The sequence below is a fragment of the Streptomyces sp. NPDC090499 genome, assembly GCF_044769305.1.
Lineage (GTDB): Bacteria > Actinomycetota > Actinomycetes > Streptomycetales > Streptomycetaceae > Streptomyces.
This window is the reverse complement of the sequence record NZ_JBIVXP010000001.1, coordinates 1,597,671-1,624,081: the sequence shown is the minus strand read 5'-3', so window position 1 is coordinate 1,624,081 and position 26,411 is coordinate 1,597,671. Positions and strand designations below refer to the sequence as shown.

General features: G+C 71.1%; 31 protein-coding genes and 3 pseudogenes. 16 read left to right on the top strand and 18 right to left on the bottom strand.

Annotated features, from left to right (window positions below):
- The first annotated feature begins 84 nt into the window (after positions 1-84).
- The 3 genes from ACIQVL_RS07515 to ACIQVL_RS07505 are packed head-to-tail and all read left to right on the top strand — an operon-like array spanning position 85 to position 3,217.
- Positions 85-1,242 carry a Gfo/Idh/MocA family protein gene (locus tag ACIQVL_RS07515; protein ID WP_403427316.1) on the top strand — a complete coding sequence of 386 codons (1,158 nt, stop codon included), beginning with the start codon at positions 85-87 and terminating at the stop codon, positions 1,240-1,242.
- Positions 1,239-2,390: a dihydrodipicolinate synthase family protein gene (locus ACIQVL_RS07510; protein ID WP_403427318.1), complete on the top strand. Its 1,152-nt coding sequence runs from the start codon at positions 1,239-1,241 to the stop codon at positions 2,388-2,390. Before ACIQVL_RS07515 ends, ACIQVL_RS07510 begins: the two co-directional genes overlap by 4 nt.
- A complete protein-coding gene (locus ACIQVL_RS07505; protein ID WP_403427321.1) occupies positions 2,387-3,217 on the top strand; it encodes a sugar phosphate isomerase/epimerase family protein in 831 nt (276 codons plus the stop codon). Before ACIQVL_RS07510 ends, ACIQVL_RS07505 begins: the two co-directional genes overlap by 4 nt.
- 81 nt (positions 3,218-3,298) lie before the next feature.
- Here the strand turns inward: ACIQVL_RS07505 and ACIQVL_RS07500 are convergent, their stop codons facing one another.
- From ACIQVL_RS07500 to ACIQVL_RS07485, 4 genes and pseudogenes are all read right to left on the bottom strand, one after another.
- On the bottom strand, positions 3,299-3,631 hold the full coding sequence (locus ACIQVL_RS07500; protein WP_403427323.1) for a hypothetical protein: 333 nt from the start codon (positions 3,629-3,631) through the stop codon (positions 3,299-3,301).
- Complete coding sequence (locus ACIQVL_RS07495; RefSeq protein WP_403427325.1) at positions 3,622-4,044, bottom strand: hypothetical protein; 423 nt, start codon at positions 4,042-4,044, stop codon at positions 3,622-3,624. The genes ACIQVL_RS07500 and ACIQVL_RS07495 overlap by 10 nt, the downstream gene beginning before the upstream one ends.
- A 108-nt stretch (positions 4,045-4,152) precedes the next feature.
- A complete protein-coding gene (locus ACIQVL_RS07490) occupies positions 4,153-4,380 on the bottom strand; it encodes a DUF397 domain-containing protein (protein ID WP_403427327.1) in 228 nt (75 codons plus the stop codon).
- Positions 4,367-5,189 (bottom strand): annotated as a pseudogene (locus tag ACIQVL_RS07485) (Scr1 family TA system antitoxin-like transcriptional regulator). Before ACIQVL_RS07485 ends, ACIQVL_RS07490 begins: the two are co-directional and overlap by 14 nt.
- Positions 5,190-5,318: 129 nt before the next feature.
- Between ACIQVL_RS07485 and ACIQVL_RS07480 the strand changes: the two are divergent.
- The 7 genes from ACIQVL_RS07480 (at position 5,319) to ACIQVL_RS07450 (ending at position 10,627) form a co-directional block, all read left to right on the top strand.
- Complete coding sequence (locus tag ACIQVL_RS07480; protein WP_403427328.1) at positions 5,319-5,522, top strand: hypothetical protein; 204 nt, start codon at positions 5,319-5,321, stop codon at positions 5,520-5,522.
- Complete coding sequence (locus ACIQVL_RS07475) at positions 5,519-5,791, top strand: hypothetical protein (protein WP_403427330.1); 273 nt, start codon at positions 5,519-5,521, stop codon at positions 5,789-5,791. The genes ACIQVL_RS07480 and ACIQVL_RS07475 overlap by 4 nt, the downstream gene beginning before the upstream one ends.
- 46 nt (positions 5,792-5,837) lie before the next feature.
- Positions 5,838-6,920, top strand: a complete 1,083-nt coding sequence (locus ACIQVL_RS07470; RefSeq protein WP_403474685.1) for a MerR family transcriptional regulator — start codon at positions 5,838-5,840, stop codon at positions 6,918-6,920.
- Between the two features lie 233 nt (positions 6,921-7,153).
- Positions 7,154-7,504: a hypothetical protein gene (locus ACIQVL_RS07465; protein WP_403428143.1), complete on the top strand. Its 351-nt coding sequence runs from the start codon at positions 7,154-7,156 to the stop codon at positions 7,502-7,504.
- A gap of 514 nt (positions 7,505-8,018) precedes the next feature.
- On the top strand, positions 8,019-9,059 hold the full coding sequence (locus ACIQVL_RS07460; RefSeq protein ID WP_403427334.1) for an ArsR/SmtB family transcription factor: 1,041 nt from the start codon (positions 8,019-8,021) through the stop codon (positions 9,057-9,059).
- A 148-nt stretch (positions 9,060-9,207) separates the two neighbouring features.
- Positions 9,208-9,621: a hypothetical protein gene (locus tag ACIQVL_RS07455; protein ID WP_403427335.1), complete on the top strand. Its 414-nt coding sequence runs from the start codon at positions 9,208-9,210 to the stop codon at positions 9,619-9,621.
- 130 nt (positions 9,622-9,751) lie between these two features.
- A complete protein-coding gene (locus ACIQVL_RS07450) occupies positions 9,752-10,627 on the top strand; it encodes a hypothetical protein (RefSeq protein ID WP_403427337.1) in 876 nt (291 codons plus the stop codon).
- Positions 10,628-10,666: 39 nt separating this feature from the next.
- Here the strand turns inward: ACIQVL_RS07450 and rbsD are convergent, their stop codons facing one another.
- From rbsD to ACIQVL_RS07425, 5 genes are all read right to left on the bottom strand, one after another.
- Entirely contained in the window at positions 10,667-11,056 is a 390-nt protein-coding gene (rbsD, locus tag ACIQVL_RS07445) for a D-ribose pyranase (protein WP_403427339.1), read from the bottom strand.
- Positions 11,053-11,955, bottom strand: a complete 903-nt coding sequence (locus ACIQVL_RS07440) for a ribokinase (RefSeq protein ID WP_403427341.1) — start codon at positions 11,953-11,955, stop codon at positions 11,053-11,055. The genes rbsD and ACIQVL_RS07440 overlap by 4 nt, the downstream gene beginning before the upstream one ends.
- 74 nt (positions 11,956-12,029) lie before the next feature.
- Complete coding sequence (locus tag ACIQVL_RS07435; protein ID WP_403474684.1) at positions 12,030-13,976, bottom strand: substrate-binding domain-containing protein; 1,947 nt, start codon at positions 13,974-13,976, stop codon at positions 12,030-12,032.
- Positions 13,966-15,492: a sugar ABC transporter ATP-binding protein gene (locus ACIQVL_RS07430; protein WP_403474683.1), complete on the bottom strand. Its 1,527-nt coding sequence runs from the start codon at positions 15,490-15,492 to the stop codon at positions 13,966-13,968. Before ACIQVL_RS07430 ends, ACIQVL_RS07435 begins: the two co-directional genes overlap by 11 nt.
- Positions 15,489-16,607: a LacI family DNA-binding transcriptional regulator gene (locus ACIQVL_RS07425; RefSeq protein ID WP_403474682.1), complete on the bottom strand. Its 1,119-nt coding sequence runs from the start codon at positions 16,605-16,607 to the stop codon at positions 15,489-15,491. Before ACIQVL_RS07425 ends, ACIQVL_RS07430 begins: the two co-directional genes overlap by 4 nt.
- A gap of 107 nt (positions 16,608-16,714) precedes the next feature.
- Between ACIQVL_RS07425 and ACIQVL_RS07420 the strand changes: the two genes are divergently transcribed.
- Positions 16,715-16,972, top strand: coding sequence for a hypothetical protein (locus ACIQVL_RS07420; protein WP_403474681.1), 258 nt, complete (start codon positions 16,715-16,717; stop codon positions 16,970-16,972).
- On the opposite strand, the gene ACIQVL_RS07415 is transcribed toward ACIQVL_RS07420, so the two are convergent.
- Entirely contained in the window at positions 16,973-17,746 is a 774-nt protein-coding gene (locus ACIQVL_RS07415; protein ID WP_403427352.1) for a DUF5995 family protein, read from the bottom strand.
- A 188-nt stretch (positions 17,747-17,934) separates the two neighbouring features.
- Positions 17,935-18,651, bottom strand: a complete 717-nt coding sequence (locus tag ACIQVL_RS07410) for an alpha/beta fold hydrolase (RefSeq protein ID WP_403427353.1) — start codon at positions 18,649-18,651, stop codon at positions 17,935-17,937.
- Between the two features lie 123 nt (positions 18,652-18,774).
- Between ACIQVL_RS07410 and ACIQVL_RS07405 the strand changes: the two genes are divergently transcribed.
- Entirely contained in the window at positions 18,775-19,344 is a 570-nt protein-coding gene (locus ACIQVL_RS07405; protein WP_403427356.1) for a TetR/AcrR family transcriptional regulator, read from the top strand.
- A 44-nt stretch (positions 19,345-19,388) separates the two neighbouring features.
- Here the strand turns inward: ACIQVL_RS07405 and ACIQVL_RS07400 are convergent, their stop codons facing one another.
- The 5 genes from ACIQVL_RS07400 to ACIQVL_RS07380 form a co-directional block, all read right to left on the bottom strand.
- Positions 19,389-20,171 (bottom strand): VOC family protein, encoded by a 783-nt coding sequence (locus ACIQVL_RS07400; protein WP_403474680.1) that lies wholly within the window; start codon positions 20,169-20,171, stop codon positions 19,389-19,391.
- A gap of 86 nt (positions 20,172-20,257) precedes the next feature.
- The gene (locus tag ACIQVL_RS07395) at positions 20,258-20,392 is read right to left on the bottom strand and encodes a hypothetical protein (protein WP_403474679.1); all 135 of its coding nucleotides are present in this window, start codon (positions 20,390-20,392) and stop codon (positions 20,258-20,260) included.
- Positions 20,389-21,123 (bottom strand): VOC family protein, encoded by a 735-nt coding sequence (locus ACIQVL_RS07390; protein WP_403474678.1) that lies wholly within the window; start codon positions 21,121-21,123, stop codon positions 20,389-20,391. Before ACIQVL_RS07390 ends, ACIQVL_RS07395 begins: the two co-directional genes overlap by 4 nt.
- A gap of 93 nt (positions 21,124-21,216) precedes the next feature.
- Positions 21,217-21,540 carry a hypothetical protein gene (locus tag ACIQVL_RS07385; protein ID WP_403428145.1) on the bottom strand — a complete coding sequence of 108 codons (324 nt, stop codon included), beginning with the start codon at positions 21,538-21,540 and terminating at the stop codon, positions 21,217-21,219.
- Positions 21,541-21,631: 91 nt separating this feature from the next.
- A complete protein-coding gene (locus ACIQVL_RS07380) occupies positions 21,632-22,048 on the bottom strand; it encodes an ATP-binding protein (protein WP_403474677.1) in 417 nt (138 codons plus the stop codon).
- Here ACIQVL_RS07380 and ACIQVL_RS07375 point away from each other — a divergent pair.
- The 3 genes and pseudogenes from ACIQVL_RS07375 to ACIQVL_RS07365 form a co-directional block, all read left to right on the top strand.
- A pseudogene (locus tag ACIQVL_RS07375) lies at positions 22,014-22,199 on the top strand (transcriptional regulator); the annotation flags it as partial. The gene ACIQVL_RS07380 and the pseudogene ACIQVL_RS07375 sit on opposite strands and share 35 nt — an antisense overlap.
- Positions 22,196-22,375, top strand: a pseudogene (locus ACIQVL_RS07370) (DUF397 domain-containing protein); the annotation flags it as partial. The pseudogenes ACIQVL_RS07375 and ACIQVL_RS07370, both read left to right, overlap by 4 nt.
- Positions 22,361-22,570 (top strand): DUF397 domain-containing protein, encoded by a 210-nt coding sequence (locus tag ACIQVL_RS07365; protein ID WP_403474802.1) that lies wholly within the window; start codon positions 22,361-22,363, stop codon positions 22,568-22,570. The pseudogene ACIQVL_RS07370 and the gene ACIQVL_RS07365, both read left to right, overlap by 15 nt.
- Here ACIQVL_RS07365 and ACIQVL_RS07360 read toward each other — a convergent pair.
- Together ACIQVL_RS07360 and ACIQVL_RS07355 are read right to left on the bottom strand one after the other, a co-directional pair.
- Positions 22,539-23,135: a DUF4328 domain-containing protein gene (locus ACIQVL_RS07360; protein ID WP_403474676.1), complete on the bottom strand. Its 597-nt coding sequence runs from the start codon at positions 23,133-23,135 to the stop codon at positions 22,539-22,541. The genes ACIQVL_RS07365 and ACIQVL_RS07360 overlap by 32 nt on opposite strands.
- Before the next feature lie 121 nt (positions 23,136-23,256).
- The gene (locus ACIQVL_RS07355; protein WP_403427367.1) at positions 23,257-23,901 is read right to left on the bottom strand and encodes a CatB-related O-acetyltransferase; all 645 of its coding nucleotides are present in this window, start codon (positions 23,899-23,901) and stop codon (positions 23,257-23,259) included.
- Positions 23,902-23,975: 74 nt separating this feature from the next.
- On the opposite strand from ACIQVL_RS07355, the gene ACIQVL_RS07350 reads away from it, so the two are divergent.
- Positions 23,976-26,264, top strand: a complete 2,289-nt coding sequence (locus ACIQVL_RS07350; protein WP_403427369.1) for an ATP-dependent RecD-like DNA helicase — start codon at positions 23,976-23,978, stop codon at positions 26,262-26,264.
- Positions 26,265-26,411: the final 147 nt, after the last annotated feature.

Below are 26,411 nucleotides of genomic sequence, written 5' to 3'. Positions count from 1 at the left end.
CAGACCAGGGGTCAAAGGCTAACTTCAGACCATGTAGAAAGCGCTTGCTGCGTTGCTGAGACGCACGCGGACGAAGGGAAACACGTGAACCGCAAGACGGTGCGTATCGCCATGAACGGCGTCACCGGGCGCATGGGCTACCGCCAGCACCTCGTCCGCTCGATCCTCGCCCTGCGCGAGCAGGGCGGACTCGACCTCGGCGACGGCACGGTGCTGTGGCCGGAACCGGTCCTCGTCGGCCGCCGCGAGTACGCGCTCCGCGAGATCGCCGACCGCCACGGCCTGTCGGACGAGCACATCTCCACGGACCTGGCGGCCGTGCTCGCCGACCCCACCATCGACATCTACTTCGACTCCCAGGTCACCTCCGCCCGCGAGGAGGCCCTCCAGCAGGCCATCGCCGCCGGAAAGCACATCTACACCGAGAAGCCGACGGCCACCGGCCTGGAGGGCGCCCTGGAGCTGGCCCGGCTCGCGCACGCCAAGGGCGTCAAGTCCGGCGTCGTCCAGGACAAGATCTTCCTGCCCGGCCTGCTGAAGCTGAAGCGGCTCATCGACGGCGGCTTCTTCGGCCGGATCCTCTCGGTCCGCGGCGAGTTCGGCTACTGGGTCTTCGAGGGCGACTGGCAGGAGGCGCAGCGCCCGTCCTGGAACTACCGCGCGGAGGACGGCGGCGGCATCGTCGTCGACATGTTCCCGCACTGGGAGTACGTCCTGCACGAGCTGTTCGGCCGCGTGAAGTCCGTCCAGGCCCTCACCGCCACCCACATCCCGCAGCGCTGGGACGAGAGCGGCAAGCCCTACGACGCGACGGCCGACGACGCCGCGTACGGCATCTTCGAGCTCGACGGCGGCGCCGTCGCCCAGATCAACTCCTCCTGGGCGGTCCGCGTCAACCGCGACGAACTGGTCGAGTTCCAGGTGGACGGCACCGAAGGCTCAGCGGTCGCCGGCCTGCGCAACTGCCGTGCCCAGCACCGCAGCGCGACCCCCAAGCCGGTCTGGAACCCGGACATCCCGGCCACCTACGCCTTCCGCGAGCAGTGGCAGGAGATCCCCGACAACACCGAGTTCGACAACGGCTTCAAGGCCCAGTGGGAGCTCTTCCTCAAGCACGTGTACGCCGACGCCCCCTACCACTGGGACCTGCTGGCCGGCGCCCGCGGCGTGCAGCTCGCCGAGCTGGGCCTGAAGTCGTCGGCGGAGGGCCGCCGCATCGACGTACCGGAGATCGAGCTGTGACCATTCATCTGCCCTCCCCGGACGGCTCGTTGCGGGCCTACGAGCCGCGCACCGAGCCGCTCGCGCCCGCCCCGGGCACCCCCTTCACCTCCCGTACGGTCTTCTCGGCGGCGCACGTCGTCGCCGACCCGTTCGCCGACACCAACCCCGACGCGCCCGCCGCCGTCGACTGGGACGCCACCCTCGCCTTCCGCCGCCACCTGTGGGCGCACGGCCTGGGCGTCGCCGAGGCGATGGACACCGCCCAGCGCGGCATGGGCCTGGACTGGGCGGGCGCGGCCGAGCTGATCCGCCGCAGCGCCGCCGAGGCCCGTGCCGTAGGCGGCCGGATCGCCTGCGGGGTGGGGACGGACCAGATCACGGGCGGCTCCCTCGCCGAGATCAGGGCCGCGTACGAGGAGCAGCTCGCGCTCGTCGAGGAGTCCGGCGCCCAGGCCGTCCTGATGGCCTCCCGGGCGCTCGCGGCGGCCGCCACCGGCCCCGAGGACTACCTCGACGTCTACGGCCACCTGCTGCGCCAGGCCGCCGAGCCGGTGGTCCTGCACTGGCTCGGCCCGATGTTCGACCCCGCGCTGGCTGGCTACTGGGGCTCGGTCGACCTCGACACGGCCACCGACACCTTCCTGGAGGTCATCGCCGCCCACCCCGACAAGGTCGACGGCATCAAGGTCTCCCTGCTCGACGCGCAGCGCGAGATCGACCTGCGCCGCCGCCTGCCGCAGGGCGTCCGCTGCTACACCGGCGACGACTTCAACTACCCCGAGCTGATCGCGGGCGACGAGGAGGGCTTCAGCCACGCCCTGCTCGGCATCTTCGACCCGCTGGGGCCGCTGGCGGCCGAGGCGGTCCGGATCCTGGACACGGGCGACACGGCGGGCTTCCGTGCCCTCCTCGACCCCTCCGTCGAACTCTCCCGCCACCTCTTCCAGACCCCCACCCGCTTCTACAAGACGGGCGTGGTCTTCCTGGCCTGGCTGGCCGGCCACCAGACCCACTTCACGATGGTCGGCGGCTTCCAGTCGGCGCGCTCCCTGCCGCACTTCGCGCGCGCCTACGAACTCGCCGACGGCCTGGGCCTGTTCCCGGACCCGAAGCTGGCCGAGGAACGGATGAAGACCCTCCTCGCCCTGTACGGAGCCGCGCGATGACGTCCCTGGACCGCTTCTCGATCAACCAGATGACCGTCAAGCAGCTCTCGCTGCCCGAACTGGCCGACGCCTGCCGGGAGCTGGGCGTACCGGGCGTCGGCCTGTGGCGCGAGCCGGTGCAGGCGTACGGCCTCGACGCGACCGCCAAGCTGGTCCGCGAGGCCGGCCTGACGGTCACCACCCTGTGCCGGGGCGGCTTCCTCACGGCGATCGACCCGGCGGAGCGGGCCGCCGCGCTCGCCGACAACCGCCGGGCGGTCGAGGAGGCCGCGACCCTCGGCACCGAGGTGCTGGTCCTGGTCTCCGGCGGCCTGCCTGCCGGGTCCAAGGACCTGCACGGCGCCCGTGAGCGCATCGCCGACGCCCTCGGCGAACTCGGCCCCTACGCCGAACAGCACGGCGTCCGCCTCGCCATCGAGCCCCTGCACCCCATGTTCGCCTCGGACCGCTGCGTGGTCTCCACCCTCGCCCAGGCCCTGGACCTCGCGGAACGCTTCCCGGCCCACCAGGTCGGCGTCACCGTCGACACGTACCACATCTGGTGGGACGACCGGGCGCCCGCCCAGATCGCCCGGGCCGGCGCGGGCGGCCGCATCCACACCTTCCAGCTCGCCGACTGGACCACCCCGCTGCCCGAGGGCGTCCTCAACGGCCGCGGCCAGATCGGCGACGGCGCGATCGACATGCGCGAGTGGCAGGGCTACGTGGAGGCGGCCGGCTACACCGGCCCCATCGAGGTCGAACTCTTCAACGACGGACTGTGGGCGCGGGACGGGCGGGAGGTGCTGGCGGAGACGGCGGACCGCTTCCTGACCCACACGGCGTAGTCCGGCGGGGCGGCCGGAGAAGCGAAACCCGTTCTCCGGCCGCGCGTCCTGCCTCGGTCCGTCTCCGCTGGACAGCCCTGGTCAGGCCGAGGCCCTCCGGCTGACGTGGAGGATGAGCTCGCCCACGAGCGTCAGGACCACCAACGCCAGGCAGCACAGGACGCCGAGCAGGCCGGCCGCGATGACGTAGACCGAGCGCAGGTCCGTGCACTCGAAGGCCGGTGAGCAGCCGGGGGTCCGCGGGTCCGTCCGTGGCCCCATCGCGTTCCAGCCGATGACGAGGCAGAGCACGGAGACCACGGCCGCACTGGACAACCCGACCCACCGGATGCGCCGGGTTGCCCACCAGGACGCGATCCATCCCACGAGGATCACCGCCGGCAGGATGAACACATAGTCGGGGACTACGCCCATATGGAATCGCTCCGCGACATGGTGGTGCGGCCGGTCAGCCGCTGGGCGACGTGGTTGCCCATGTCGATCAAGTTTACCGTCGGGTGTTTGACGGTCGGCAGGTCGCCCGTCGGCTTGCGGGCCTTCACCTTCAGTTCCAGGTCGAGCCGGTCGCCGGCCTTGAGCTTCACCCTCGTGACCCAGCGGGTCTCGAACAGGGACGCAGTCCGGGTGTCCGAGAGGAGCCGCACTCCCGCGTCGTGCGCCCTGTCGTTGAGCCGCGCGCCGACGATCTTGACATCCGAGACGACCTGGGCGTCCAGCGCGACGGAGAAGGACGCGGCCACTGGGGTCGTGCCCGGTCCGACGCTGCTCAGCGTGATCCGCGTGGGGTAGTAGTACCAACGCTTGCCGTCGGCCCACTCGTAGGCCACGAACCCGAACCGGGCTCTACGAGGAAGGTAATGGGCAGGGACCTGAACCGCTGAGCGCCGCCCGACCGTGGGATCGTTTCCCACCGGTCCGGCCATACTTCCTGGGCGTCAGCTACTGAAACGCCCGTCCCGCACGGCCCCTACGAAGGCGGCCCAGCCGTCCGCCGAGAAGACCAGCGCGGGGCCGGTGGAACCGGCCTTGCTGTCGCGGACGGGGACGGTGGCGTGGTCGCGGGCTACTTCGAGGCAGTCGCCCTGGTCGCCTCCGCTGTGGCTGGACTTGTACCACCCGGTGAGCGTGGACGAGTCGGAGACCATGTGCTCACTGCTGACCATGTGCGTGTTCCTCCGCTGCCGCTCTGACGACGGCAAGTGACTCCTGCTGCGACAAGGCGTCGCTCAGTGCAAGAGCGTAGGCGGCCTGACTGGCGGTCACCAGCGCTGGGTCGTCCATCAGATGGCCGGTGAGAAAGGCCTCGACATAGGCCACTGGAGCCGCGTCCGCAAAGCTCATCAATGAGGTAGCTCTGCTGGAGCGCGTGTGCCCCGACGCCGTACGGCAGTACGTGCAGTCGCAGTCGCCCAGCCTCGGCGAGGTCCGCGATCTTGTGCAGTTGCTCGGCCATGACCTGCGGGCCACCAACGCGGCGGCGCAGCACGGATTCGTCGAGCAACGTCCAGAGGACAGGCTGAGACCGACCGTCGAGGAGGCGGCGGCGTTTTGTTCGGATGACAACGAGCTCGTCAAGTTCCTCGGCGGTGTAGTTGGGCCGGTAGGAGCGGAAGACGGCACGCGCGTAGCCGTCGGTCTGCAACACGCCTGGCACCAGCGAGAGCGCGAACTGCTGGATCAGCGTGGCCTGCTGCTCCAGTTCGGCCACTGCCGCGAAGTGGTCGACGTACTTCGACTCCAGGTCCTGCAGCCACCGTTCGAAGAACCCGTCCGTCTTCAGGGCCCGGTCGATCCGGCGCGCGTCATCCGGCTTCGGCAGCCGTCTTCCCGCCTCGAAGTGGCTGATCAGCGTGGGCGAGCACACGACCAGCTCACCCAGTTCCTCCTGGGTGAGACCGGCAGTCGTCCGCCGCAGCCTGAGCTCCTCCCCGTACTTCTCCCGTTGCGTCCGAGGCTTCTGACGCTCGCTCATGCGGCCAACTCCCGTTCCTGACAAAGGCGCTGTCAAGTCCCCGCCCCTAGAAGCGTAGCCACTCCCGACGTCACTCTGTGAGGGAATCACCACACAGTGAAGTCACCGCAGGTGAGAAAGCAGGTCGGCATGACGCATCTTCTGGCCCGGCTGGTCGAGCCGTTGCTCCGGCTCCTCCTGCCCGCTCGCGGGCGACGGCGCCGCAGGACGGTCGTACCGCTCGCGTACACGTACCCGTACTCGTGCCCCTACGTCGGCCGTGAAACGCCCTTGCGCGGTGAGGGCAGCCCGCTCGTCCGCCCCTGTCCCGACCACGTGGAGACCTGCGCGTGAACGGGCGTCTGCTTCCGTGGACCGGTGCGGACGGCAAGCCGGGGTATCTCATGGGCGACGCGACGGGATACGTCTCCCGGCTCGCCGACCGGATCGAGGGCGTGCACCTCGCTATGGCGGACGACCTGCTCGACCATGCGGCCGAACTCCTCGCCGAGCAGCGGCTGACCGCCGAAGAACTCCGTTACCTGGCCCGGCGGCTGAGCGAATCGCTGCGGGACGTGAAGCGTGTCGCCGAGAGCAGGGGTGCGCGGTTGCCGCGTGGTTGACCCTCGACCTTGTACAGGGCCCAGAGTGCGGGGTGTGGAGAACGACATGCGCAGCATCGGGGAGCTGGCCCGTGACAGCGGCCTGGGCGTGAGTGCCCTGCGGTTCTACGACCGGGCCGGTGTGCTGGTCCCGGCCTGGGTGGATCCGGTGAGCGGTTATCGCTGGTACGAGCCCGCGCAGTTGGAGGAGGCCCGGCTGCTGGCCCGCCTGCGCCGGGCCGGGATGCCGCTGGCGGACGTCCGGCTGGTGCTGGCCGGCTGGTCCGGCGCGGACACCGATCTGGTCCGGGAGCTCTTCAAGGCGCACCTGCGCCGTCTGGAACAGGGGCTGTCCGACGCCCGCGGTGAGTTCTCCGCACTCCGCGCACTACTCGATCACCGGGAGAACGTCATGACCCCGCTCCGTATCCCCGTCGTCCGGCTGTCCGTGGCCGCGCCGGAACTGGCAGCCGCGCTGGACGCGGTCCGTTTCGCGGCGAGCACCGATCCCGAACTGCCGATGCTCGGCGGTGTGCTGTTCGACATCGAGGGCGAGAGCCTGCGTGTCGTGGCCACCGACCGGTACCGAATGGCGTGCGCACGGGCCGGCGTCGCCGGGCATGACGGGGGCCGGGTGCAGGCCGTCGTGCCCGGCCCGCTCGCCGACGCGATGCGAGCGCTGTCGGACGGTGAGGGGCCGGTGCGGCTCTCGCTCGACGGTGACCGCGTGACGCTGGAGGTCGGGGACCGGCAGGCGGCCGGCCGGTGCCTCGGCCACGACTTCCCCGACTACCGGCGGCTCCTGCCCCGGTCCGGCGGACGCCGCGCCGTCGTCGAGGTGGCGGCCTTCCGGCACGCACTGGAGACCGGCCCCGTCCGCTCCGGGGAGGCCGGGGCGCCCGACCTCAGCGTGCTCAGGGTGGCGGACGACGGCGCGGTGGCCCTCTGCGCCGACGCCGACGGAGCCCATGTGGGTGAGGACCCGAACCTTGTCGCCGTCAACCGGGAGTTCCTGCTGGCCGCGCTCGCCGTCGGGGCCCGTGACCGGCTGGTGCTGGAGATCGGCGTGCCCACCGCGCCGATCGCGATCCGCCGTCCCGACGACGAGGGTGCCTTCTCGCTCCTGATGCCGGTCCGGCTGGAGGGCTGACGGCGCCTGTGTGAGGACTTCTTCACACAGGTCTTTTTTATATTCCCTGTTCACGGTCGACTGCCCTTTTCGATTTGCTGTGTTTCACCTGTCAGTTCAGGTTTTTTCCATTCTGCTGGAACCGCGTCCTGCCTGCTCGTGTCTATAGGATTCGAGTCAGCCGCATGGGCGAGCAAATGGCCCTGGATTGCGGTTGGAAAAGGTAGTCGATAACCAAGGAGTTCTCTGTGAACATGCGTATCGCCACCGTCGCCGTGGCCTCCGCCGCCCTCGTCGCCGCCGGTGCCACCGCCGCCGTTGCCGCTCCGGCCCCGGCTCCCTCGATCACCGTCAAGGCGAGCGCCACCACCGTCCGTCTGGGCGATGTCGTCACCTTCACCGGCAAGGTCGACGGCATCAAGGAGGGCAGCAAGGTGACCCTCCAGGTCAAGGACGGCAAGAAGTGGGTGTCGCTGCCCGCGACCGCGAAGGTCGCCAAGGCGTCCTACAAGCTCACCGACAAGTTCGACAAGAAGGGCGTCGAGGTCCTGCGCGTCAAGGACGGCAGCGCCGTCTCCAAGAACGTGTCCGTCACGGTCCGCTGAATCCGGCCGCAGCGCGACGGAGCTGAATACGTCGGTTTCCCCTGACCGGCTGCCCTGAGATCCTGCCCCACCCCGTCCGATCCGGGGTGGGGCAGGTGTCGTCGGGGCGCCTGCGCGCTCGCCGAATCCTATGGAAGCTATGGGTCACCTGTCTTTGCGGTCGTCTTAGATTGTCGTTAATTGACGCGCTCACGGCAGCCTCGGGCACCCAGGGCCCCGGCCGCCGGGCCCCGGGCGGAAAAATCTTGGAACCGCGTACAACCCTCCCCCCACCCCGCCGGTCTACTTGGCGTCAGGGCTTTCGGAGGGGGATCCGGGGGGATCGCGGGGGTTCTGGCACGGAGGGGAAAAGCCGAGGGGGTTCGGTCGACAGACCGGGCCCCCTCGAAACATGTCCCGGCGGGCACCGGGCGGGCCCCGGCGCCGTTGCGGCCGATTCCCGAGTTGTTCCCGGGTGCCGTGTGCCCCAGGCTGCTCCTGACCGGACGATTGTTCGACTCGGGGGGCGGTTCCCGTGCTGCGCATCCACTTCACGCCGCAGGATCTGACCCGGGTCCGGGTGGCGAGCGAACCGGACCCGCTCTGGGAGATCGCCTGCAGCCTGCACCGGTTACAGACCTCGCGGGGCCGCTGGGCGTACGCCGACTGGTACCGCGAGACCAGGACCACCCTCGCCAACACCCCGCTCGGCGCGGCCGTGAGCCGGCTCCTGGTCCCGATCCTGCCCCGGGCCCGCTACCTGCCCGACTTCCTCACCCCGCACGAGGCCGCCGACGGCCTGGACCGCGGGCTCGCGACCGTCGTCGACACGCCGGCCGAGCGGGTCGCCCACGAGATCCGGATGCTGGACCGGTTCAGCGGCGCCCCCGACTGGGCGCCCCGGCTGGTGGAACGCCAGACCAGGGAAGAACTGGCCAAACTTCTGCGCGCCTACCACGAAGCGGTGATCGCACCCCACGAGAGCCGCATCGCCGCCGCCGTCGCCGGGGAGCGCGCCCTGCTGGCGCGCGACGCCCTCGACACCGGGGCCGACGGACTGCTCCGCGGCCTGTCACCCGCCGTCCGCTGGTGTCCGCCGGTACTGCAGGTCGACTACGTCGAGGACCGGGACCTGCATCTCGCCGGCCGCGGACTGCGCCTGGTCCCCTCGTACTTCTGCTGGCAGTCACCGGTCTCGATGGCGGACGACACCCTGCGGCCCGTCCTGATCTACCCCGTGCACGGGGTCCGCCAGGCCGTCCCCGAACTCCCGCCCGACGCCAGGCTCGCCGCACTGCTCGGCCGTACCCGCGCCGCCGCCCTGCGGTTCCTCGCGCTCGGCGCGACCACCTCCGAACTGGCCCGCCTGCTGGGCGTCTCGATGCCCACGGCCACCCACCACACCACCGTGCTGCGCGACGCCGGCCTGGTCGTCAGCCGGCGCCGCCACAACACCGTGCTGCACACCCTGACACCGCTCGGGGCCGCGCTGCTCGGGTCGGCCTCGCGCGCGGCGCACGCCTCCCGGCAGCCCGCCGACCCCGCACAGTCCCCTCTCTCCCCACGGGCCACATGAGTGTGCCCCCGTACCGCTGGAGCGGTGAACTCCGCCGACCGGTGCGGGACTTTAGACCCCTGTCGAAGGGTGTGGTCCGCGGGACACGTGCTCTGCGAGCGTTTCCGGTGCCCGATCCACCTCACATCCGAACCAGATGGGGGAAACCATGAGGAAGGCCATCACCGCCGGCGCGTTCGCGCTCGTCGCCGCCGCCGGCTGTCTGGTGTTCGCGCCCGCCGCGTCCGCCGCCCCGGACGCCTGCGTGACGTCCACGCTCACCACCTCGGCGTACGAAGGCACCGGCGGCACCCACGTCAAGAAGTCGGCCAGCAGCAGCTGCAGCGACCTCAACCTGACCTACGTCAACGACACGACGGTCTACGGCTACGACGGTTACGCCGGCCGCCTCTACCACAGCTCCACCGCCACCTGGAAGACGTGCGACGCGGGCTACATCTGGCTCTACGACGGCTCCTACGCCGTCGACAGCGAGCTGCTGTGCACCGACGTCTCCGACAACACCACGTTCACCGTGGCGAGTGCGGCGAACGGCGGCGACACCGTCCACGTCGTTCACTGACCCGGTTCCAGGGCCTCCGCCCCCGGTGGGTCCGGAGGCCCTGTCCGCCACGTGCGGGACACGCAAGGACAGGCAGGACACGCAGGACAGGCAGGACAGGCAGGACAGGCAAGGGAAGGGAGTGGTGCGGATGTTCCGGCGCCCGGTCCTGGTGCGCGCGGCGCTCGCGGCGGCCGTCGCCCTGCTCGGCACCGCGTGCTCCACGGATGCCGTCCCGCACTCCGGCCCGTCGGCCGTGGCCGCGAACGTGACCCCGGCCCGCCTCGGCCGCACCCTGCCGGCCGACCCGGTGCGCATGGTCCTGCCGGCGACGGGGGCCGAGACCCGGTGGACCCAGGGCCTGTACGTGTTCGGGCAGCAGGTGACCCGGGTCGCCGCCGCCGACTGCGCCCGCACGGGCGGGTTCACCCTGCCCACCGAGCCACCCCTCGCGTTCATCCGCTTCTTCGCCCTGCCCGACCTGGACTTCGTCGCCCGGCACGGCCTGAGCACCAGCGCGGAGGTACCCGCGGCGGCCGGCGTCGGCGCCCCCACCACCGCCCGCGCCGGCAGCGCGGCACAGGTGCGCCGCTGCCGGGCCCGGGGCACGAAGGCCGCGGCCGCGCTGAGCGACCTCTACCTGCCCCTCGAACAGCGGTGGTTCGGCGAACTCGGCGCCGTGGACAGCGCCCCCGCCACGGTCCGGGCCCGGCGCGGCCTGCCCGGCTGCCTGGCCGGGCACGGGGTTCCGGCCAAGGACGAGAGGGCCTTCATGGGGGCGGCCGACGCCCGCCAGCAGGCCGCCGCGCCCGCCGACCTGCCCGCCACCGAGCGCGCCATGGGCCGCGTCTACGCGGACTGCATGCGCCCCGTCGAGGCCGTCCGCGACCCGGCCCGGCTGAGCCTGCGCACCGGCTTCCTCGCGGACCACGCCGCCGAGGTCCGCACCCTGCGCCGGAAACTCCTCCCGGCCCTGCAGGCGGCGGAGAAGCAGTACGGCGTGCCCCTGGTGTTCCCCGAGCCCTGACCGGGATCGCGGCACTTCGGGGCGCGCTGCCGGACCCGCCTAGAAGAAAACCCCGCACCGCAGCAGCACGTTCGCGTACGGCCGGGCCTCCCCGGTCCTGACCACCAGCCGCGCCTGAGCCGACAGCTCCTTCAGCCGCTCGTGCGGGACCAGGGCCAGGCCGGGGAAGCGGTCGTCCAGCAGCCGGGCGGCGGCCGGGTTGGCCCCGCGTATCTCCGTCGCCGCCGTCGCACCCTCCACGACCAGCTCCGCCAGCAGCCCCTCCAGCACCTCCGCGAAGGACGGCACCCCGGCCCGGAACGCGAGGTCCACGACCCGCGGCCCCTTCGGGATCGGCATCCCGGCGTCGCACACCAGCACCTCGTGCCCGTGTCCCAACTCGGCCAGCGCGCCCGCGAGATGACGGTTGAGTATCCCCGCCCGCTTCACAGCGCGTCGACCTCCGCCGCCGTCGGGTACGACTCCTGCGCACCCCGTCTCGTCACCGCCGCCGCGCCGACCCGGGCCGCGTACGCCGCCGCCTCCGGGAGCGGGGCGCCCGCCCCGAGCCGTACCGCGAGGGCCGCCGTGAACGCGTCCCCGGCGCCGGTCGTGTCCACCGCGTCCACCTTCACGGAGGGGACGTGCGAGACCCCGTCGCCGTCGGCGACCAGCGCACCCTCCGCGCCCAGCGTCACCACCACCGACTTCGGGCCCTTGGCGAGCAGGAGCCGCGCCCAGTCGGCCGGTTCCTCGCTCACGCACGCCTCGCCGAGGATCACCCGCGCCTCGTGCTCGTTCACGATCAGCGGGTCGCAGGCCGCCAGGACCTCGCCGGGGAGGGGCCGCGGCGGGGAGGGGTTGAGGACGAAGCGGCTGCCGGGGGCCAGGTTCCGTACGACCTCCAGCACCGTCTCCAGCGGGATCTCCAGCTGCGTGGACACCACCCGGGAGGCGTGGAAGAGGCAGACCGCGGCCTGCACGTCCGCAGGCGTCAGACGGGCGTTCGCGCCCGGCGAGACCACGATGCTGTTGTCGCCGGAAGGATCCACGGTGATCAGGGCGACCCCCGTCGGCGCCCCGCCCACCAGCACGCCCACCGTGTCCGCACCCGCCGCCCGCTGCGAGTCGAGCAGCAGCCTTCCGTGCGCGTCGTCGCCGACCCGGGCCAGCAGGGCGGTCCGGGCTCCGAGCCGGGCGGCCGCGACCGCCTGGTTGGCGCCCTTGCCGCCGGGATGCGTGGCGAGGTCGCCGCCGAGCACGGTCTCACCCGCGCCCGGCCGCCGCTCGACATCGATCACCAGGTCGGCGTTGGCCGAACCCACGACCAGGAGGTCGTAGTCGTACATCAGTTGACTCCCTAAGCGAACTGGGTGGAGGCGGCCGGGGCTTCATTCAAGCGCCCGGCCGCCTCCCTGGTGTCTCAGCCCGTGAAACCGGCCACGTTGTCCTTCGTGACCACCTTCACCGGCACCTTGATCGCCGCGGGGATCTTCTGGTCCTTGACGGCCTTGAGGGCGTTGTCCACGGCGATCTTCCCGAGCTGGCTGGGCTGCTGGGCCACCGACGCGTAGAGCGTGCCGTTCTTGACCGCGGCCAGGCCGTCGGGCGTGCCGTCGAAGCCGATCACCGAGACCGACGAACCGGCCTTGGAACCCAGTGCCTTGATCGCGCCGAGGGCCATCTCGTCGTTGGCCGCGATGACACCCTGGACGTCCGGGTGGGCCTGGAGCAGGTTCGACATCACGTCGAGGCCCTTGGTGCGGTCGAAGTCGGCCGGCTGCTGGGCCACCACCTGGATGCCGGGGTAGGCCTTCAGGCCGTTGGCGAAGCCCTGCGCCCGCTCCCGGGCCGCGGAGGTGCCGGCCTGGCCCTGCAGGATCACGATCCTGCCCTGGCCGCCCAGCTTCTCCGCGATCGTCTTCGCGGCCAGCTCGCCGCCGGCGACGTTGTCGGAGGCGACCAGCGTCGCCGTCTTCGCGTTGTTCACACCGCGGTCGACGGCGATCACCGGGATGTCCGCCTTGTCGGCGGCCTTCACGGAGTTGCTCGCCGCGTCCGAGTCGACCGGGTTGACGATGATCGCGCCGAGCCCGGAACTGGTGAAGTTCTGCAGCTGGTTGGCCTGCTGCGAGGCGTCGTTCTGGGCGTCGGTGACGGTCAGGTCCACGCCCTGCTTCTTGGCCTCGGCCTGGGCACCGGCCCGGATCTGCACGAAGAAGGGGTTGTTGAGGGTGGACAGGGACAGGCCGATCTTCGTGCTGCCCGACGACGAACCCGTGTGCAGCAGCGAGGTCGCGGCCACCAGGGCCACCGTGACGACCGCGGCCAGCGCGTACGTCCCGGCCTGCCTGCCCTTGTTGCCCCCGGTGCCGGCGGCGAGCGGGGTGGCCCCGGCCTTGCGGCGCAGGGTGTCCAGGAGGACGGCCAGCGCGATGACGACGCCGATGACGACCTGCTGCCAGAACGCGGACACGTTGAGCAGGTTGAGGCCGTTGCGCAGCACCGCGAGGATCAGCGCGCCGATCAGCGTGCCGGACGCCTTGCCGGTGCCGCCGGCCAGCGAGGCGCCGCCGATCACGACGGCCGCGATGGCGTCCAGCTCGTAGCCGTTGGCGGCCTGCGGCTGCGCGGAGGACAGCCGGGCGGCCAGCACGATGCCGGCGACGGCCGCGAACAGCCCGGACAGCGCGTAGATGGCGAGCTTCTGCTTGTTCACCCGCAGCCCGGAGAGCCGGGCGGCCTCCTCGTTGCCGCCGATCGCGTACATCGAGCGCCCGATGTAGGTCCGGCCGAGCACGAAGGCCGCGATCAGCCCCATGAGGACCATGACCAGCACCGGTACCGGCAGCCAGCCGCCGAGGGTGTCACCGAGGTGCGAGACCGAGTCCGGGAAGGCGATGGGGGAGCCCGCCGAGATCACCAGCGCCAGGCCGCGGGCCACCGACAGCATCGCGAGCGTCGCGATGAACGGCGGCAGCTTGCCGTAGGCGATGAGGAAGCCGTTGACGAGACCCGCCGCGATGCCGGTGGCGACGGCGAGGACGACGGCCAGGAACACCGGCACCCCGTGCGAGGTGGCGCTCCACGCCAGCACGGTGGCCGACAGGGCCGCCACCGAGCCGACCGACAGGTCGATGCCCGCCGCGACGATCACGAAGGTCGCGCCGAAGGCGAGGACGGCGGTCACGGCCGCCTGGACGCCGACGTTGAGCAGGTTGTCGGTGGTGAGGAAGTCCCCGGACAGCGCCGACATGGCGATGACGAGAACGATCAGCGCGGTGAGGGCGCCGTTGTCGAGGAGCAGCCGGCGCACGCCGGAGACGCCACCGGCGCCCGCGCTCCCGCTCTTGAGCGTGTCAGTGGCCACGTCCGGCCTCCTTGTCGGTTGTGGTGGTGGGGGTGCTGACGGCGAGTGCCATCACGGAGTCCTGGGTGGCCTCGTCCGCGGTCAGTTCGCCCGCGATCCGCCCCTGGGCCATCACCAGCACCCGGTCGCTCATCCCGAGGACCTCCGGCAGGTCGCTGGAGATCATCAGTACGGCGGCCCCGGCTGCCGTGAGTTCGTTGATCAGCTGGTAGATCTCGACCTTGGCGCCGACGTCGATGCCGCGCGTCGGCTCGTCGAGGATCAGCACCTTGGTGTCGGCGAGCAGCCACTTGCCGATGACGACCTTCTGCTGGTTGCCGCCGGAGAGCGTCCGCACCTGCTGGCCGAGCCCGGCCATCCGCACGCCCAGCTGCCCGGCGATCCGCTCGGCGGCCACATGCTGGCCCCTGAGGTCGACGATCCCGGCCCGGGTGGCCTTCCGCATCGTCACCAGCCCGAGGTTCTCCTCGACGGAGGCGCCCAGGACCAGCCCCTGCCCCTTGCGGTCCTCGGGGACCAGCCCGATCCCGGCCGCCATGGCCGCGTTGACGTCGTACCGCCTGAGCGCCGTACCGGCGACCCGCACGGCCCCCTCGTCGTACGGATCGGCCCCGAACACGGCCCGTACGACCTCCGTACGGCCCGCACCCACCAGGCCCGCGATCCCGACGACCTCCCCGGCGTGCACCTCGAAGCTCACGTCGTGGAAGACGCCGTCCCGGGTCAGCCCCTGGACGGAGAGCAGCGCGGCCCCGGTCTCGGTGCGTTCGCGCGGGTACTGCTGCTCGATGGACCGCCCGACCATGAGGCGTACCAGCTCCTCCTGCGGGGTGGCGGCGGGCACCTGGCCCACGCTCTTCCCGTCCCGGATGACGGTGACCCGGTCCCCGAGAGCGGCGATCTCCTCCAGATGGTGCGTGATGAAGACGATCCCGACGCCGTCGTCCCGCAGCTGCCGGACGATCGCGAAGAGCTTCTCCACCTCCTCCGAGGTGAGGACGGCGGTCGGCTCGTCCATGATCAGCACGCGCGCGTCCAGGCTGAGCGCCTTGGCGATCTCGACCATCTGGAGGCGGGCGATACCGAGTTCACGGACCCGCGCGCGTGGCGACACGGTCACGCCGACCCGCGTCAGCAGGACCTCGGCGTCGGCCTCCATCCGCTTCCGGTCGATCATCCCGAAGCGGCGCGGCTGCCGCCCCAGGAAGATGTTCTCGGCGACCGTGAGGTCGGGTACGAGGTTGAACTCCTGGTAGATGGTGGCGATCCCGAGCCGCTCGGAGTCCTGCGCACCATGGATGCGCACCTCCTCGCCACCGGCCAGGATCCGGCCCGCGTCGGGGGTGTAGGCGCCGGAGAGCATCTTGATGAGGGTGCTCTTGCCCGCGCCGTTCTCACCGAGGAGTACGTGCACCTCGCCCCGGCGCAGGTCGAAGTCGACGCCGTCGAGCGCGACCACGCCGGGGAAGGACTTCCGTATGCCCTCGATACGCAGCAACTCGTCCGGGTTGCTCACGACGTGCTCCTTTGCACAGGGGTGGGGGACTGCGGGGGGTGGGGGGCGGGGATCTCGCCGGGGTTGTCGCCGCGGTTCTCGCCGGGGGCGGCGACGTCGCGGGCGGCGCCCGGGTTCCTGCCGGACTCCTCGCCGCACGAGCGGCGGACGACGAGCCGGGCGGGGAGGGTGACGGACTGCGGGGGCCGTCCCTCGATGCGGTCGACCAGCGCGCGTACGGCGGCGCGGCCGAGTTCGCGGGTGGGCTGGGCGATGGCGGTGACCGGGGGGTCGGTGTGCACGAACCACGGGATGTCGTCGAAGGCGGCCAGTGCTATGTCACATGGCACCCGCAGCCCCCGCGCCCGCACCGCGTCCAGCGCCCCCAGCGCCATCAGGTTGTCGGTGGCGAACACGACCTCGGGCGGCTCGGGCAGGTCGAGGAACCCCTCGGTGACCCGGCGCCCGCTCTCCGCCTGGAAGTCGCCCTGGCCGATGTAGGCGTCGGGGAGGGGCACGCCGTACTCGGCGAGGGCCTCGCGGAAGGCCTGGACGCGCTCGCTGCCGGTGGTGGTGGCCGCCGGTCCGGCGATGATCGCGACCCGCCGGTGACCGAGCCCGCACAGGTGGGCGACGAGATCGCGGATCGCGGCCCGCCCGTCCGCCCGCACCACCGGCACGTCGACGCCCGGGATCCACCGGTCGACGAAGACCATGGGCGTCCCGGCCCGCGCCGCCTCCAGCATCAGCGGCGAGCCGCCGTCGGTGGGGGAGACGAGCAGTCCGTCGATCCGGCGGTCGAGCAGCGTCCGTACGTGGTGGTCCTGGAGTTCCGGCCGCTCGTCGGCGTTGCCGATGATGACGCTGTAGCCGAGGGCGCGGGCCGCCTCCTCGACCGAGCGGGCCAGCTCGGTGAAGTAGGGGTTCATCACGTCGCTGATGACCAGGCCGAGGGTGCGGGTCTGGTCGGTGCGCAGGGAGCGGGCGACGGCGTTCGGGCGGTAGCCCAGCGCCGCGACGGCGGCCAGTACGCGGGTACGGGCGTCGGCGCTGACCGACGGATGGTCGTTCAGGACCCGGGACACCGTGGCGACGGAAACGCCCGCCTCGGCGGCGACGTCCTTGATGCTCGCCATCGCCGCTCCACCTCCTCGTGGAATCGATTACACGACTTCGTGTACCGAGGATTGGAATCGATTACATGGCGATGGTGCAAGGGCCCGGAGATGGCCGACATCCAATCGTGACCGAAGAGACAGCCGGACGGGACTGGCTCATGGACGGCCTGACCTGTGGAATTCCGGGCATGACCCGGACGGAGATACGCGACGGTTCGCTGCTGTTGTTCGTCGCCGCGCTGGAGGTGGCCGTGATCATGGGCGGCGGGCTCTCCGCGGCCTGGGCGCTCGGTGTCGCCGTCGTCTACCTGGTGTTCCTGTCGGCCTGTGCCCGGGGCCTCGTGCGCCGTCGGCGGCCCGGGGCCGCCGACGGCGAGGGCTGATCACCGGGCGGCGGCTCCCTGCACGGCGCCGTCCAGGTGGGTGATCACGGCCGGCACGTCGTCGCTCTCGGTGTGCCGGATCAGCTCCAGGGCCGGCCGGACGACGCCGCCCGGTCGTGCGATCAGCCGGGCGAGGACGGTGGCCCGGGTGTCGAGCCGTTCGATGGTGACCGCTTGTTCGGCCTCGTTCTGCCCGGCCAGCAGGACGGCGTTGTACCAGGCCTCCGCGCGGGACTCGCGGATGCTGAAGTCGAGGATCCGCTCGTCGGTGCGGCCCCCGACCTTGTCCAGCAGCGACAGGAGGGGCGACACGGCGTCGACGGAGTCCTGCACCGCCAGCACCACTCGCGCGAGGATGTCGTTGATCAGCAGGAAGTCGTGGTGCAGGGCCTGGATGTCGCCGCCCTGGGCGGTCCGCGCGGCGGCGACGGCCAGGTCGAGGTTGATGTGCGCGTTCACGCCGAGTACCAGGTGCTGGACGATGACCGTGTCGGCGTCGTCCAGCAGCCCGAACGTCTCGCGCCAGCAGCGCGGCCCGCTCCGGTCCCGGAGCCAGGCGTCATGCGCGTCGAAGTAACGGTTGCCGAAGAGCGTGTCGAAACGGTCCATGCGGGGGCCGTCTTCGAACTGCCCGGCGTGTATCGCGGCGCGGATCTCGACGGTCACCTGCCGGTACAGCGCCGCGAAGTACCCGATCCGGTCACCCGTGCGCTCGGCCTCCCGCACGATCCCGGCAAGCCCGTCCACGACATCGTCGATGTTCTGTGCCGCCATGCCCAACTCCCCTTCCCGTTCGCCTCGTTGCAGCCCCGTCCTACCACTGCGCGCCCGGGAAGGGGACCGGGTGCGCGGACTGAGGGGCCGGACGAGGAGACGCGCCCGCACCCTCCGGTGGGCTCCACCGGGCGGACCCGGAGTTCGCGGGCGCGGGCGCCAAGTCCCCCGGTGACCGCTGCTGCAGGTCAGCGAGTGGCCTTGGCGGCTTCGACGATCAGGTCCGCCACCGCGTCGGGCTGCGAGATGGACACCGCGTGGGAGGCTTCCAGGCGTACGACGTGGGACCCGGCGCGCTCGGCCATGAACTCCTGGGCCCGGACGGGGATGGCGTTGTCCCGGGTGGCGACCACGGCCCACGAGGGCAGGGTGCGCCAGGCAGGGGTGCCGGCCAGTTCGGCCGTCAGGGCCTGCACGCGCACCGGGCGCTGGGTGACCGCCAGGATGCCGGTGGTCCCGGTGGGCAGGTCGCCGGCGATGACGTCCCGGTAGTGCTCGGGGAGGATCCGCAGCTCCGGCTCGCCCTCGTACTCGGTGGCGACGGTGGTGTCCGGGCCCATCTTGGCGCCGGGGAAGCGGGAGGCGTTCTCCAGGGCGCTCTCGCCCTCGGCGGGCTGGAACGCCGCGACGTAGACCAGGGCCTCGACGTTCGACGCGTCGCGGGCTGCGCGGGTGATGACCGCCCCGGCATAGGAGTGGCCGACCAGGACGACCGGGCCGTCCACGGCGGCGGTGACGGTGGCGACGTACTGCGCGTCGGACTCCAGCCCGCGCAGCGGGTTCGCGGCGGCGACCGTGGTGTAGCCCTGCTCCTGGAGCCTGGCGATGACCCCCTTCCACATGCCGGAGTCGCCGAAGGCGCCGTGGACGAGAACGACGGTGGGGGTGGTGGGGGTGGTGCTCATGGCTCGGTACCTCTCAGGGAGAACGATCGGTCTTTCTGGCAGAAAGACTAGTCGTTCTACTTGGAGGCCGCAACGCGCCCGGGGGGGCACCGAGAACGACTGGTCTTTCTTTACAATGGCCGCATGACGACCGCCTCACCGCTCCACCCCAAGGACAGGCTGCTGCGCACCGCGTCCCGCCTCTTCTACGCGGAGGGCATCCAGGCCGTGGGGATCGACCGTCTGGTCACCGAGGCCAAGGTCACGCGCGCCACCTTCTACCGGCACTACCCCAGCAAGGACGACCTCGTCTCCGCCTACCTCACAGCCACCGCCGAACAGATCCGCGACGCCGTCGGCCGGGCACGGCAGGGCAAGGCGCCGCGCGAGGCGCTACGTGCGGTCATGGCCGTGCTCGGCGACGCCACTCTCGAAGACGGCTTCCGCGGCTGTCAGTTCCTCAACGCGGCCGCCGAGTACCCCGACCGCACCCACCCGGTCCGCGCGGTCATCGACGACCAGCGGACCTGGCTCTTCGGCGTGCTGCGCGACCTCTCCGCGGACATGGGCCATCCCGACCCCGACCACGCCGCACGCGTCCTCGTCCTGCTCCACGACGGCGCCTTCCAGGCCGCGGAACTCGACAACGCCAAGGCCGTCCGCGAAACACTGCGCCGCGCCGTCGACGACGCGTTCCCGGTCCAGGACACCTGACGGCGTCCCGCCGGCCTGGAAGGCTCTGCTCCGCCGCCGGCGGCTCACATCTCCTTGGGCTTGAACACCGCGAAGGTCGCGCCCTGCGGGTCGGCGACCACGGACATGCGGCCGGCCATCATCTCGAACGGCGGTGCGAACACGGTGCCGTTGCGCTTGACCAGGGCGTCCACGGTGGAGTCGACGTCGTCGACCGCGAAGTAGGTGAGCCAGTGCGGCGGGACGCCGGGACGGTCGTCGCCGAGCTGGGCGGCGCCGCCGACGCCACGGCCGCCGACGTTCAGCGACCAGTAGGTCCCGTCGGCGCCCTCCATCGGCTGGATCTCGATCCCGAAGGACTCGCCGTAGAAGCCGGTGGCGGCGGGTACGTCGCTGGTGTTCAGCTCGTTCCAGATCAGCGCGCCCGGCTCGTTGACGATCCCCGCGCCGTGGAAGTCGCCCGGCTGCCACACCCCGAACACCGCGCCCTGCGGATCGGCCGCGATCAGCATCCGGCCGATGTCGCCGACGTCCATCACCGGGGCGATCAGCGTGCCGCCCGCCGAGACGATCGTGTCCTGGGTGGCCTGTGCGTCGGTGCTGGCCAGGTAGGTGGTCCAGACGGTCGGCGGTTCCGGCTGTCCCTCGGGTGCCATGGCGGAGCCGATGCCGGCCACCGGCTTGCCGTTCAGCGTGCAGACCGCGTAGCCGCCGAAGTCGGCCCCGCCGACCTCGCCCTGCCAGCCGAACAGGTCACGGTAGAAGTCCAGCGCGGCCTGCTGGTCCTGCGCCATCAGATCGACCCAGCAAGGGGTTCCGGTCGGGTACGGAGTAGTGACTTCGGGCATCTCGGGTTCTCCCTGCGCGCGAAAAATTTCCCCGCCGCCCACCTTCACGGTCCTGGCCGGTTCTCGCCACCGGAACGGCCGGAGTTTTACGGTCGGCTCACCGGCGCGGGTCGGCCGACGGCCCCCGCCGGGCCCTGGGCCGCCGCCGGCACCGAGGCGCCCGGGGAGGTGAGCGCGGTGACCACGAACTCCGGCGGACCCGCGCCGCCCCGGTCGCTCACCGGTGCCTGTGTACGACGAATTCGTTGCCGTCGGGGTCGAGCATCGGCACCCGGTTGCCGTCGTCACCCTCGCCGCCGCCGCCGCCGTCCGCGCGCGTCGCGCCGAGCGAGATCAGACGGCCGACCTCCGTCTCCCAGTCCTCGTGGGCGGGCAGCTCCAGATCGAGGAACAGCCTGTTCCTCCCCGTCTTCGGCGCTACCGGCGGACCACCCCACGTGATCTTCGTACCGCCGTCGGGTGACTGGATCGCGGTCTCCTGGTCCTGGTCCCAGACCAGCGGCCACCGCAGCGCCTCGCTCCAGAAGTAACCGACCTCCTGACTGCCGTCGCAGGCCAGCGCCCCGATGAAGCCGGTGCCGGCGAGGAACTTGTTGCCCGCCTCGATGACGCAGAACTCGTTGCCGTCCGGATCGGCGAGCACGACGTGTTCCTCTTCCGGGAGCTGACCCACGTCGATGTGTCTCCCGCCCAGCTCCAGCACCCTTGCCACCGTCCGCTGCTGTTCCTCCGGCGAGGCGCTCGTCAGGTCGAAGTGCGCCCGGTTCTGACCGGTCTTCGGCTCCTGACTCGGCAGGAAACGGATGCGGAACCCGGCGGCGTCGGGGGGCCGGATCGCCGAGCCGTCGTCCGGACCGTCGACGGACTCCCAGCCCAGGACCCCGGACCAGAACCGCGCCAGGTCCGACGGCCGGGTGGCGTTGAAGCAGACGGCGAACAGGTGACTCGTCATATCCGGTGGGTCTCCGATCCGTTGGCGGCCGATACAGCGCCGTGCTCTCGCGGGCCCATGTCAGCGAAGCGTCGTCGGTCCCGCCGCGAGCGCTCAGTGGTCCCCTGCGGTCCCGTCGGCGAAGCGCAGCAGTACGGCGGCCTCCGCGCGCAGCCGCGCGGCCCGGTCGGCGTGCGCGGGCGCGGTCAACAGCGCCGCGGCCTCCAGGCGTTCGGCGGCCTCGGCGCGCACGACATCCACCACGTCGCGCTCGCTCAGCTCCCGCCGCGCCGCCTCGGTGGCACCGGCCCCGACCGGTGACGCCTCAAGGGCCAGGCCGCGCAGCTCCGTCTCGGCCACGGGCACCGCCTCCGCGTTGTCCAGGGCGGCGAGTGTCGAGCGCAGGGCGCTCACCGTGACCTTGTCACGGGCACGCATCGCTTCGGGCAGGGCTTGACGCATACGGAGACGCACAGACATGCCGGTGACCTTATGGCGGCGCCTCCGGCCCCACAACGCGTTATCCGGGCTAGGCCGCGGCCAGCTCGCACCACACGTACTTCCCCCGGTTCCCGAACCTCGGCAGCGGCTGCCACCCCCACAGATCCGAACAGGCCCGCACCAGCGCCAGCCCCCGCCCGTCCTCCACCTCCCCGAGCCGCTCCAACGGCACGGGCGGCTCCGGCGGTTCCGGATCCGCGTCCCAGGCACCGATCCGGAGCGTCCCGGGAGGCGACCAGCGGACCCGTAGCGCGGCGGGCCCCTTCGTATGCCGTACGGCGTTGGAGACCAGCTCGGTCGCGAGCAGTTCGGCGACGTCCAGAAAGTCGCCGAGTTCGTGCGCCGTGAGCACGAGTCTGAGGGTGTGCCGGCTGACGGTGACCGCGCGCAGGTCGTTGGGGATGGTGAGGGTGTACGTGGGCGGTGCCTTGCCGAAGCTGGACACGATTGTGCGTGACGTACCGCACGGGTCGGCGTTTATCGATTCCGAGTCACAACTCGTCGCCTTTCGAACGCGCTTCCGTAAGGTGGAAGCCGTATCGCTCGCTCCCGAACAATCGCGTGACTTCATCAACCGGCTGGCGAAAGAGCTGTGAGGCACCCCACGGACAACTGGCGGAAGTCGTCCTACTCGGGCCCGGACGACGGCAACGAGTGCGTGGAGATAGCCGTCACCCCCACCTGTACAGCCGTCCGCGACTCCAAAGCCCCCGCCCGTGCCACCCTCACCTTCCCTGCCGAAGTCTTCACCGCCTTCATCGGCGACCTCAAAAACACCGGCTGGCGGAAGTCGTCCCACTCCGGCGAGGGCGACGGCAACAACTGCGTCGAGATAGCCACCACCCCCACCCGCACAGCCGTCCGCGACTCCAAGGCCCCGGCCGCTCGCACCCTCGCTTTCCCGGTGGAAGCCTTCGCCGCCTTCGTCGAGGGGATCAAGGCTGCGGGCTGGCGACAGGAACCGTGACACGGAGCGCGGCGCCCTGAAGTGCCGTGATCCGCTCGATGACCAGCCCCACCAGCACGGCTGCCGCGAGGAAGAGCGCCTCGGTCACCACGAGGAGGGCCAGCGAGCCGGGGGCCGCCAGGTTCGCTGCCGTGAGCACCAGCGCGTGCCCGACCCAGGCGGCCCACCACAGATTCACCAGCGCCGTGTCTCGGTTCTCCCAAGACGCGGAGCCGGCGCGCCCGATGTCGAGGACGGAACGGCGCGGGACGAAGAGGTTGACCACCGGTATGAACCACGCGCCGATCGTCCAGCCCGGACCCGGAACCGTCGCCTCGGGGGACAACTCCTGGGCGTTGCGCCGGGACCGGGCGAGCCATACGAGGAACAGCACGGTCGCGAGGGTCATCAGATAGACGAAGACCATGGAGATGAGGCCTGACCTCCGCAGGGACTCGTCCGTGGGGTGCAGATAGTGGTCCCGGAGCGCCACCGTGCGGAACACGTCCGCCACGGCCGCCGCAGCGACCGCGGTCTGCGTGGCGCGGGCAAGCCGTCGGGGAGCTGTGCGGGTGACGCTCGTCATCGTCTTCGACCTGTCTCGGAGGTGTGTGCGGCGGCGGACGCCGAGGCTGAGTGATCATAGGGTCTGATTGCCGTACAGGTGTACGACTTTTGGCGCCCCGTCAGCAGGCCCTCGCCGCCGGTCACCGCGCTCTCGGCGCGGCCGCCTCCAGTTCGGCGATGCTGCCCGACATGATCGTCCGGACGTGCTCGGTGATGTGTTCCGCGGGCCAGTCCCACCAGGACACCGCCAGCAGTCGGGCGACGTCCTGCTCGTCGTAGCGGGTGCGGATCAGGCGGGCCGGGTTGCCGCCGGCGATGCCGTAGTCGGGGACGTCGTCCACCACCACGGCGCCGGAGGCGATGATCGCGCCGGTTCCGATCCGTACGCCCGGCATCACCATGGCCCCGTGGCCGAACCACACGTCGTGCCCGACCACGGTGTCCCCCCGGCCCGGCAGCCCGGTGACCAGGTCGAAGTGCTCGGCCCACGGCCCACCCATGATCGGGAAGGGGAACGTCGACGGGCCGTCCATACGGTGGTTGGCGCCGTTCATGATGAACCGCACGCCCGTGCCGAGCGCGCAGAACTTGCCGATGACGAGTTTCTCCGGCCCGTAGTGGTACAGCACGTTGCGGGTCTCGAAGGCGGTCGCGTGGTCGGGGTCGTCGTAGTAGGAGTACTCCCCGACCTCGATCAGCGGGGATGTCACCAGCGGTTTGAGCAGGACCACCCGGGGGTGTTCGGGCATCGGGTGGAGGACCGTCGGGTCGGCGGGTACGGGCATGGGGCGTCCTTGTCGGTAGCGGATCCGTGACCAAGGCCATGATCGCTGTCAGACCGCACCGGTACCGTCGGATCATGGCTCAGCAGGCGGGGACCCCCACAGGCGAACGACGACTCGCCACCGTCGAAGGCGTGCTCGAACGCATCACGTACGCCAATGAGGAGAACGGGTACACCGTCGCCCGCGTCGACACCGGCAGAGGTGCCGGTGATCTCCTCACCGTCGTCGGTGCGCTGCTCGGCGCCCAGGTGGGGGAGTCGCTGCGGATGGAGGGGCGGTGGGGGTCGCATCCGCAGTACGGGAAGCAGTTCACCGTCGAGAACTACACGACCGTGCTGCCCGCCACCGTGCAGGGGATACGGCGTTATCTCGGCTCGGGGCTGGTCAAGGGCATCGGGCCGGTGTTCGCCGACCGGATCACCCAGCACTTCGGGGTGGACACCCTCCGGATCATCGAGGAGGAGCCGAAGCGGCTCGTCGAGGTGCCGGGGCTCGGCCCGAAGCGGACGAAGAAGATCGCCGACGCCTGGGAGGAGCAGAAGGCGATCAAGGAGGTGATGCTCTTCCTCCAGACCGTCGAGGTGTCGACGTCGATCGCCGTGCGGATCTACAAGAAGTACGGGGACGCGTCGATCTCCGTCGTGAAGAACCAGCCGTACCGGCTTGCGGCCGACGTGTGGGGCATCGGGTTCCTGACCGCCGACAAGATCGCCCAGTCGGTGGGGATTCCGCACGACAGCCCGGAGCGGGTGAAGGCGGGGCTGCAGTACGCCCTGTCCCAGTCCGCCGACCAGGGGCACTGCTACCTCCCCGAGGAGCGGCTCATCGCGGACGCCGTGAAACTCCTCCAGGTCGACACCGGCCTGGTCATCGAGTGCCTCGCCGAGCTGGCGGCGCCGCCCGAGGACGGGGCGGACCCGGGCGTCGTACGGGAGAAGCTCCCCGGTCCGGACCCGGACGCCGAACCCGTCACCGCCGTCTACCTCGTCCCCTTCCACCGGGCCGAAGTCGCCCTCGCCTCCCAGCTGCTGCGCCTGCTGCGCACCGACGAGGACCGGATGCCGTCGTTCCGGGACGTCGTCTGGGACAAGGCGCTCGGCTGGCTGAAGGGCCGTACCGGCGTCGAACTCGCCCCCGAGCAGGAGGCCGCCGTCCGGCTGGCGCTGACCGAGAAGGTCGCGGTGCTGACCGGCGGGCCCGGCTGCGGCAAGTCGTTCACCGTCAGGTCGATCGTGGAGCTGGCGCGGGCGAAGAAGGCGAAGGTGGTGCTCGCCGCGCCGACCGGGCGGGCCGCCAAGCGGCTGGCCGAGCTGACCGGCGCCGAGGCGTCGACCGTGCACCGGCTCCTTGAGCTGAAGCCCGGCGGGGACGCGGCCTACGACCGGGACCGGCCGCTCGACGCCGACCTGGTGGTGGTGGACGAGGCGTCGATGCTCGATCTGCTCCTCGCCAACAAGCTGGTCAAGGCCGTGCCGCCCGGTGCGCACCTCCTCTTCGTGGGGGATGTCGACCAGTTGCCCAGCGTCGGGGCGGGGGAGGTGCTGCGGGACCTGCTCGCCGACGGCAGCCCGATCCCCGCCGTCCGGCTCACCCAGGTCTTCCGGCAGGCCCAGCAGTCGGGGGTGGTGACCAACGCCCACCGGATCAACGCGGGGCAGCACCCCGTCACCGACGGCATGACGGACTTCTTCCTCTTCGTGGAGGACGAGACGGAGGAGGCGGGCAAGCTCGCCGTGGACGTCGCCGCCCGGCGCATTCCGGCCAGGTTCGGGCTCGATCCGCGACGGGACGTACAGGTGCTCGCCCCCATGCACCGCGGACCGGCCGGGGCCGGCGTGCTCAACGGCCTGCTCCAGCAGGTCATCACCCCGGCCCGGCCCGAGCTGCCCGAAAAGCGGTTCGGCGGGCGGGTGTTCCGGGTCGGCGACAAGGTCACCCAGATCCGCAACAACTACGAGAAGGGCGAGAACGGCGTCTTCAACGGCACCGTGGGCGTGGTCACCTCGCTCGACCCGGTCGACCAGCGCCTCACGGTGCTGACCGACGAGGACGAGGAGGTGCCGTACGAGTTCGACGAACTGGACGAACTGGCGCACGCCTACGCGGTGACCATCCACCGTTCACAGGGGAGTGAATATCCCGCGGTGGTGATCCCGGTCACCACCGGAGCCTGGATGATGCTCCAACGGAACCTGCTCTACACGGCGGTCACCCGGGCCAGGAAGCTGGTCGTCCTCGTCGGTTCGCGCAAGGCGATCGGCCAGGCGGTGCGCACGGTGTCGGCAGGCAGACGGTGTACGGCACTGGACTTCCGGCTCGGCCGGAGCGATCTCCGGAAAAATGATCGATCAAATGAGTCGTGAAGGTCACAGAGCTCTTCCAGATGGCGAGACAAGGGGGCAGGATGAGCAGGTTGGCGGCACTCAGTGCCGCCGATAGGCCCAACGGTCGACCCCGAGTGCACTCTCCTGAGCCAAATGGGGGATGGTAGAGACAGTCAGGGCACCTCG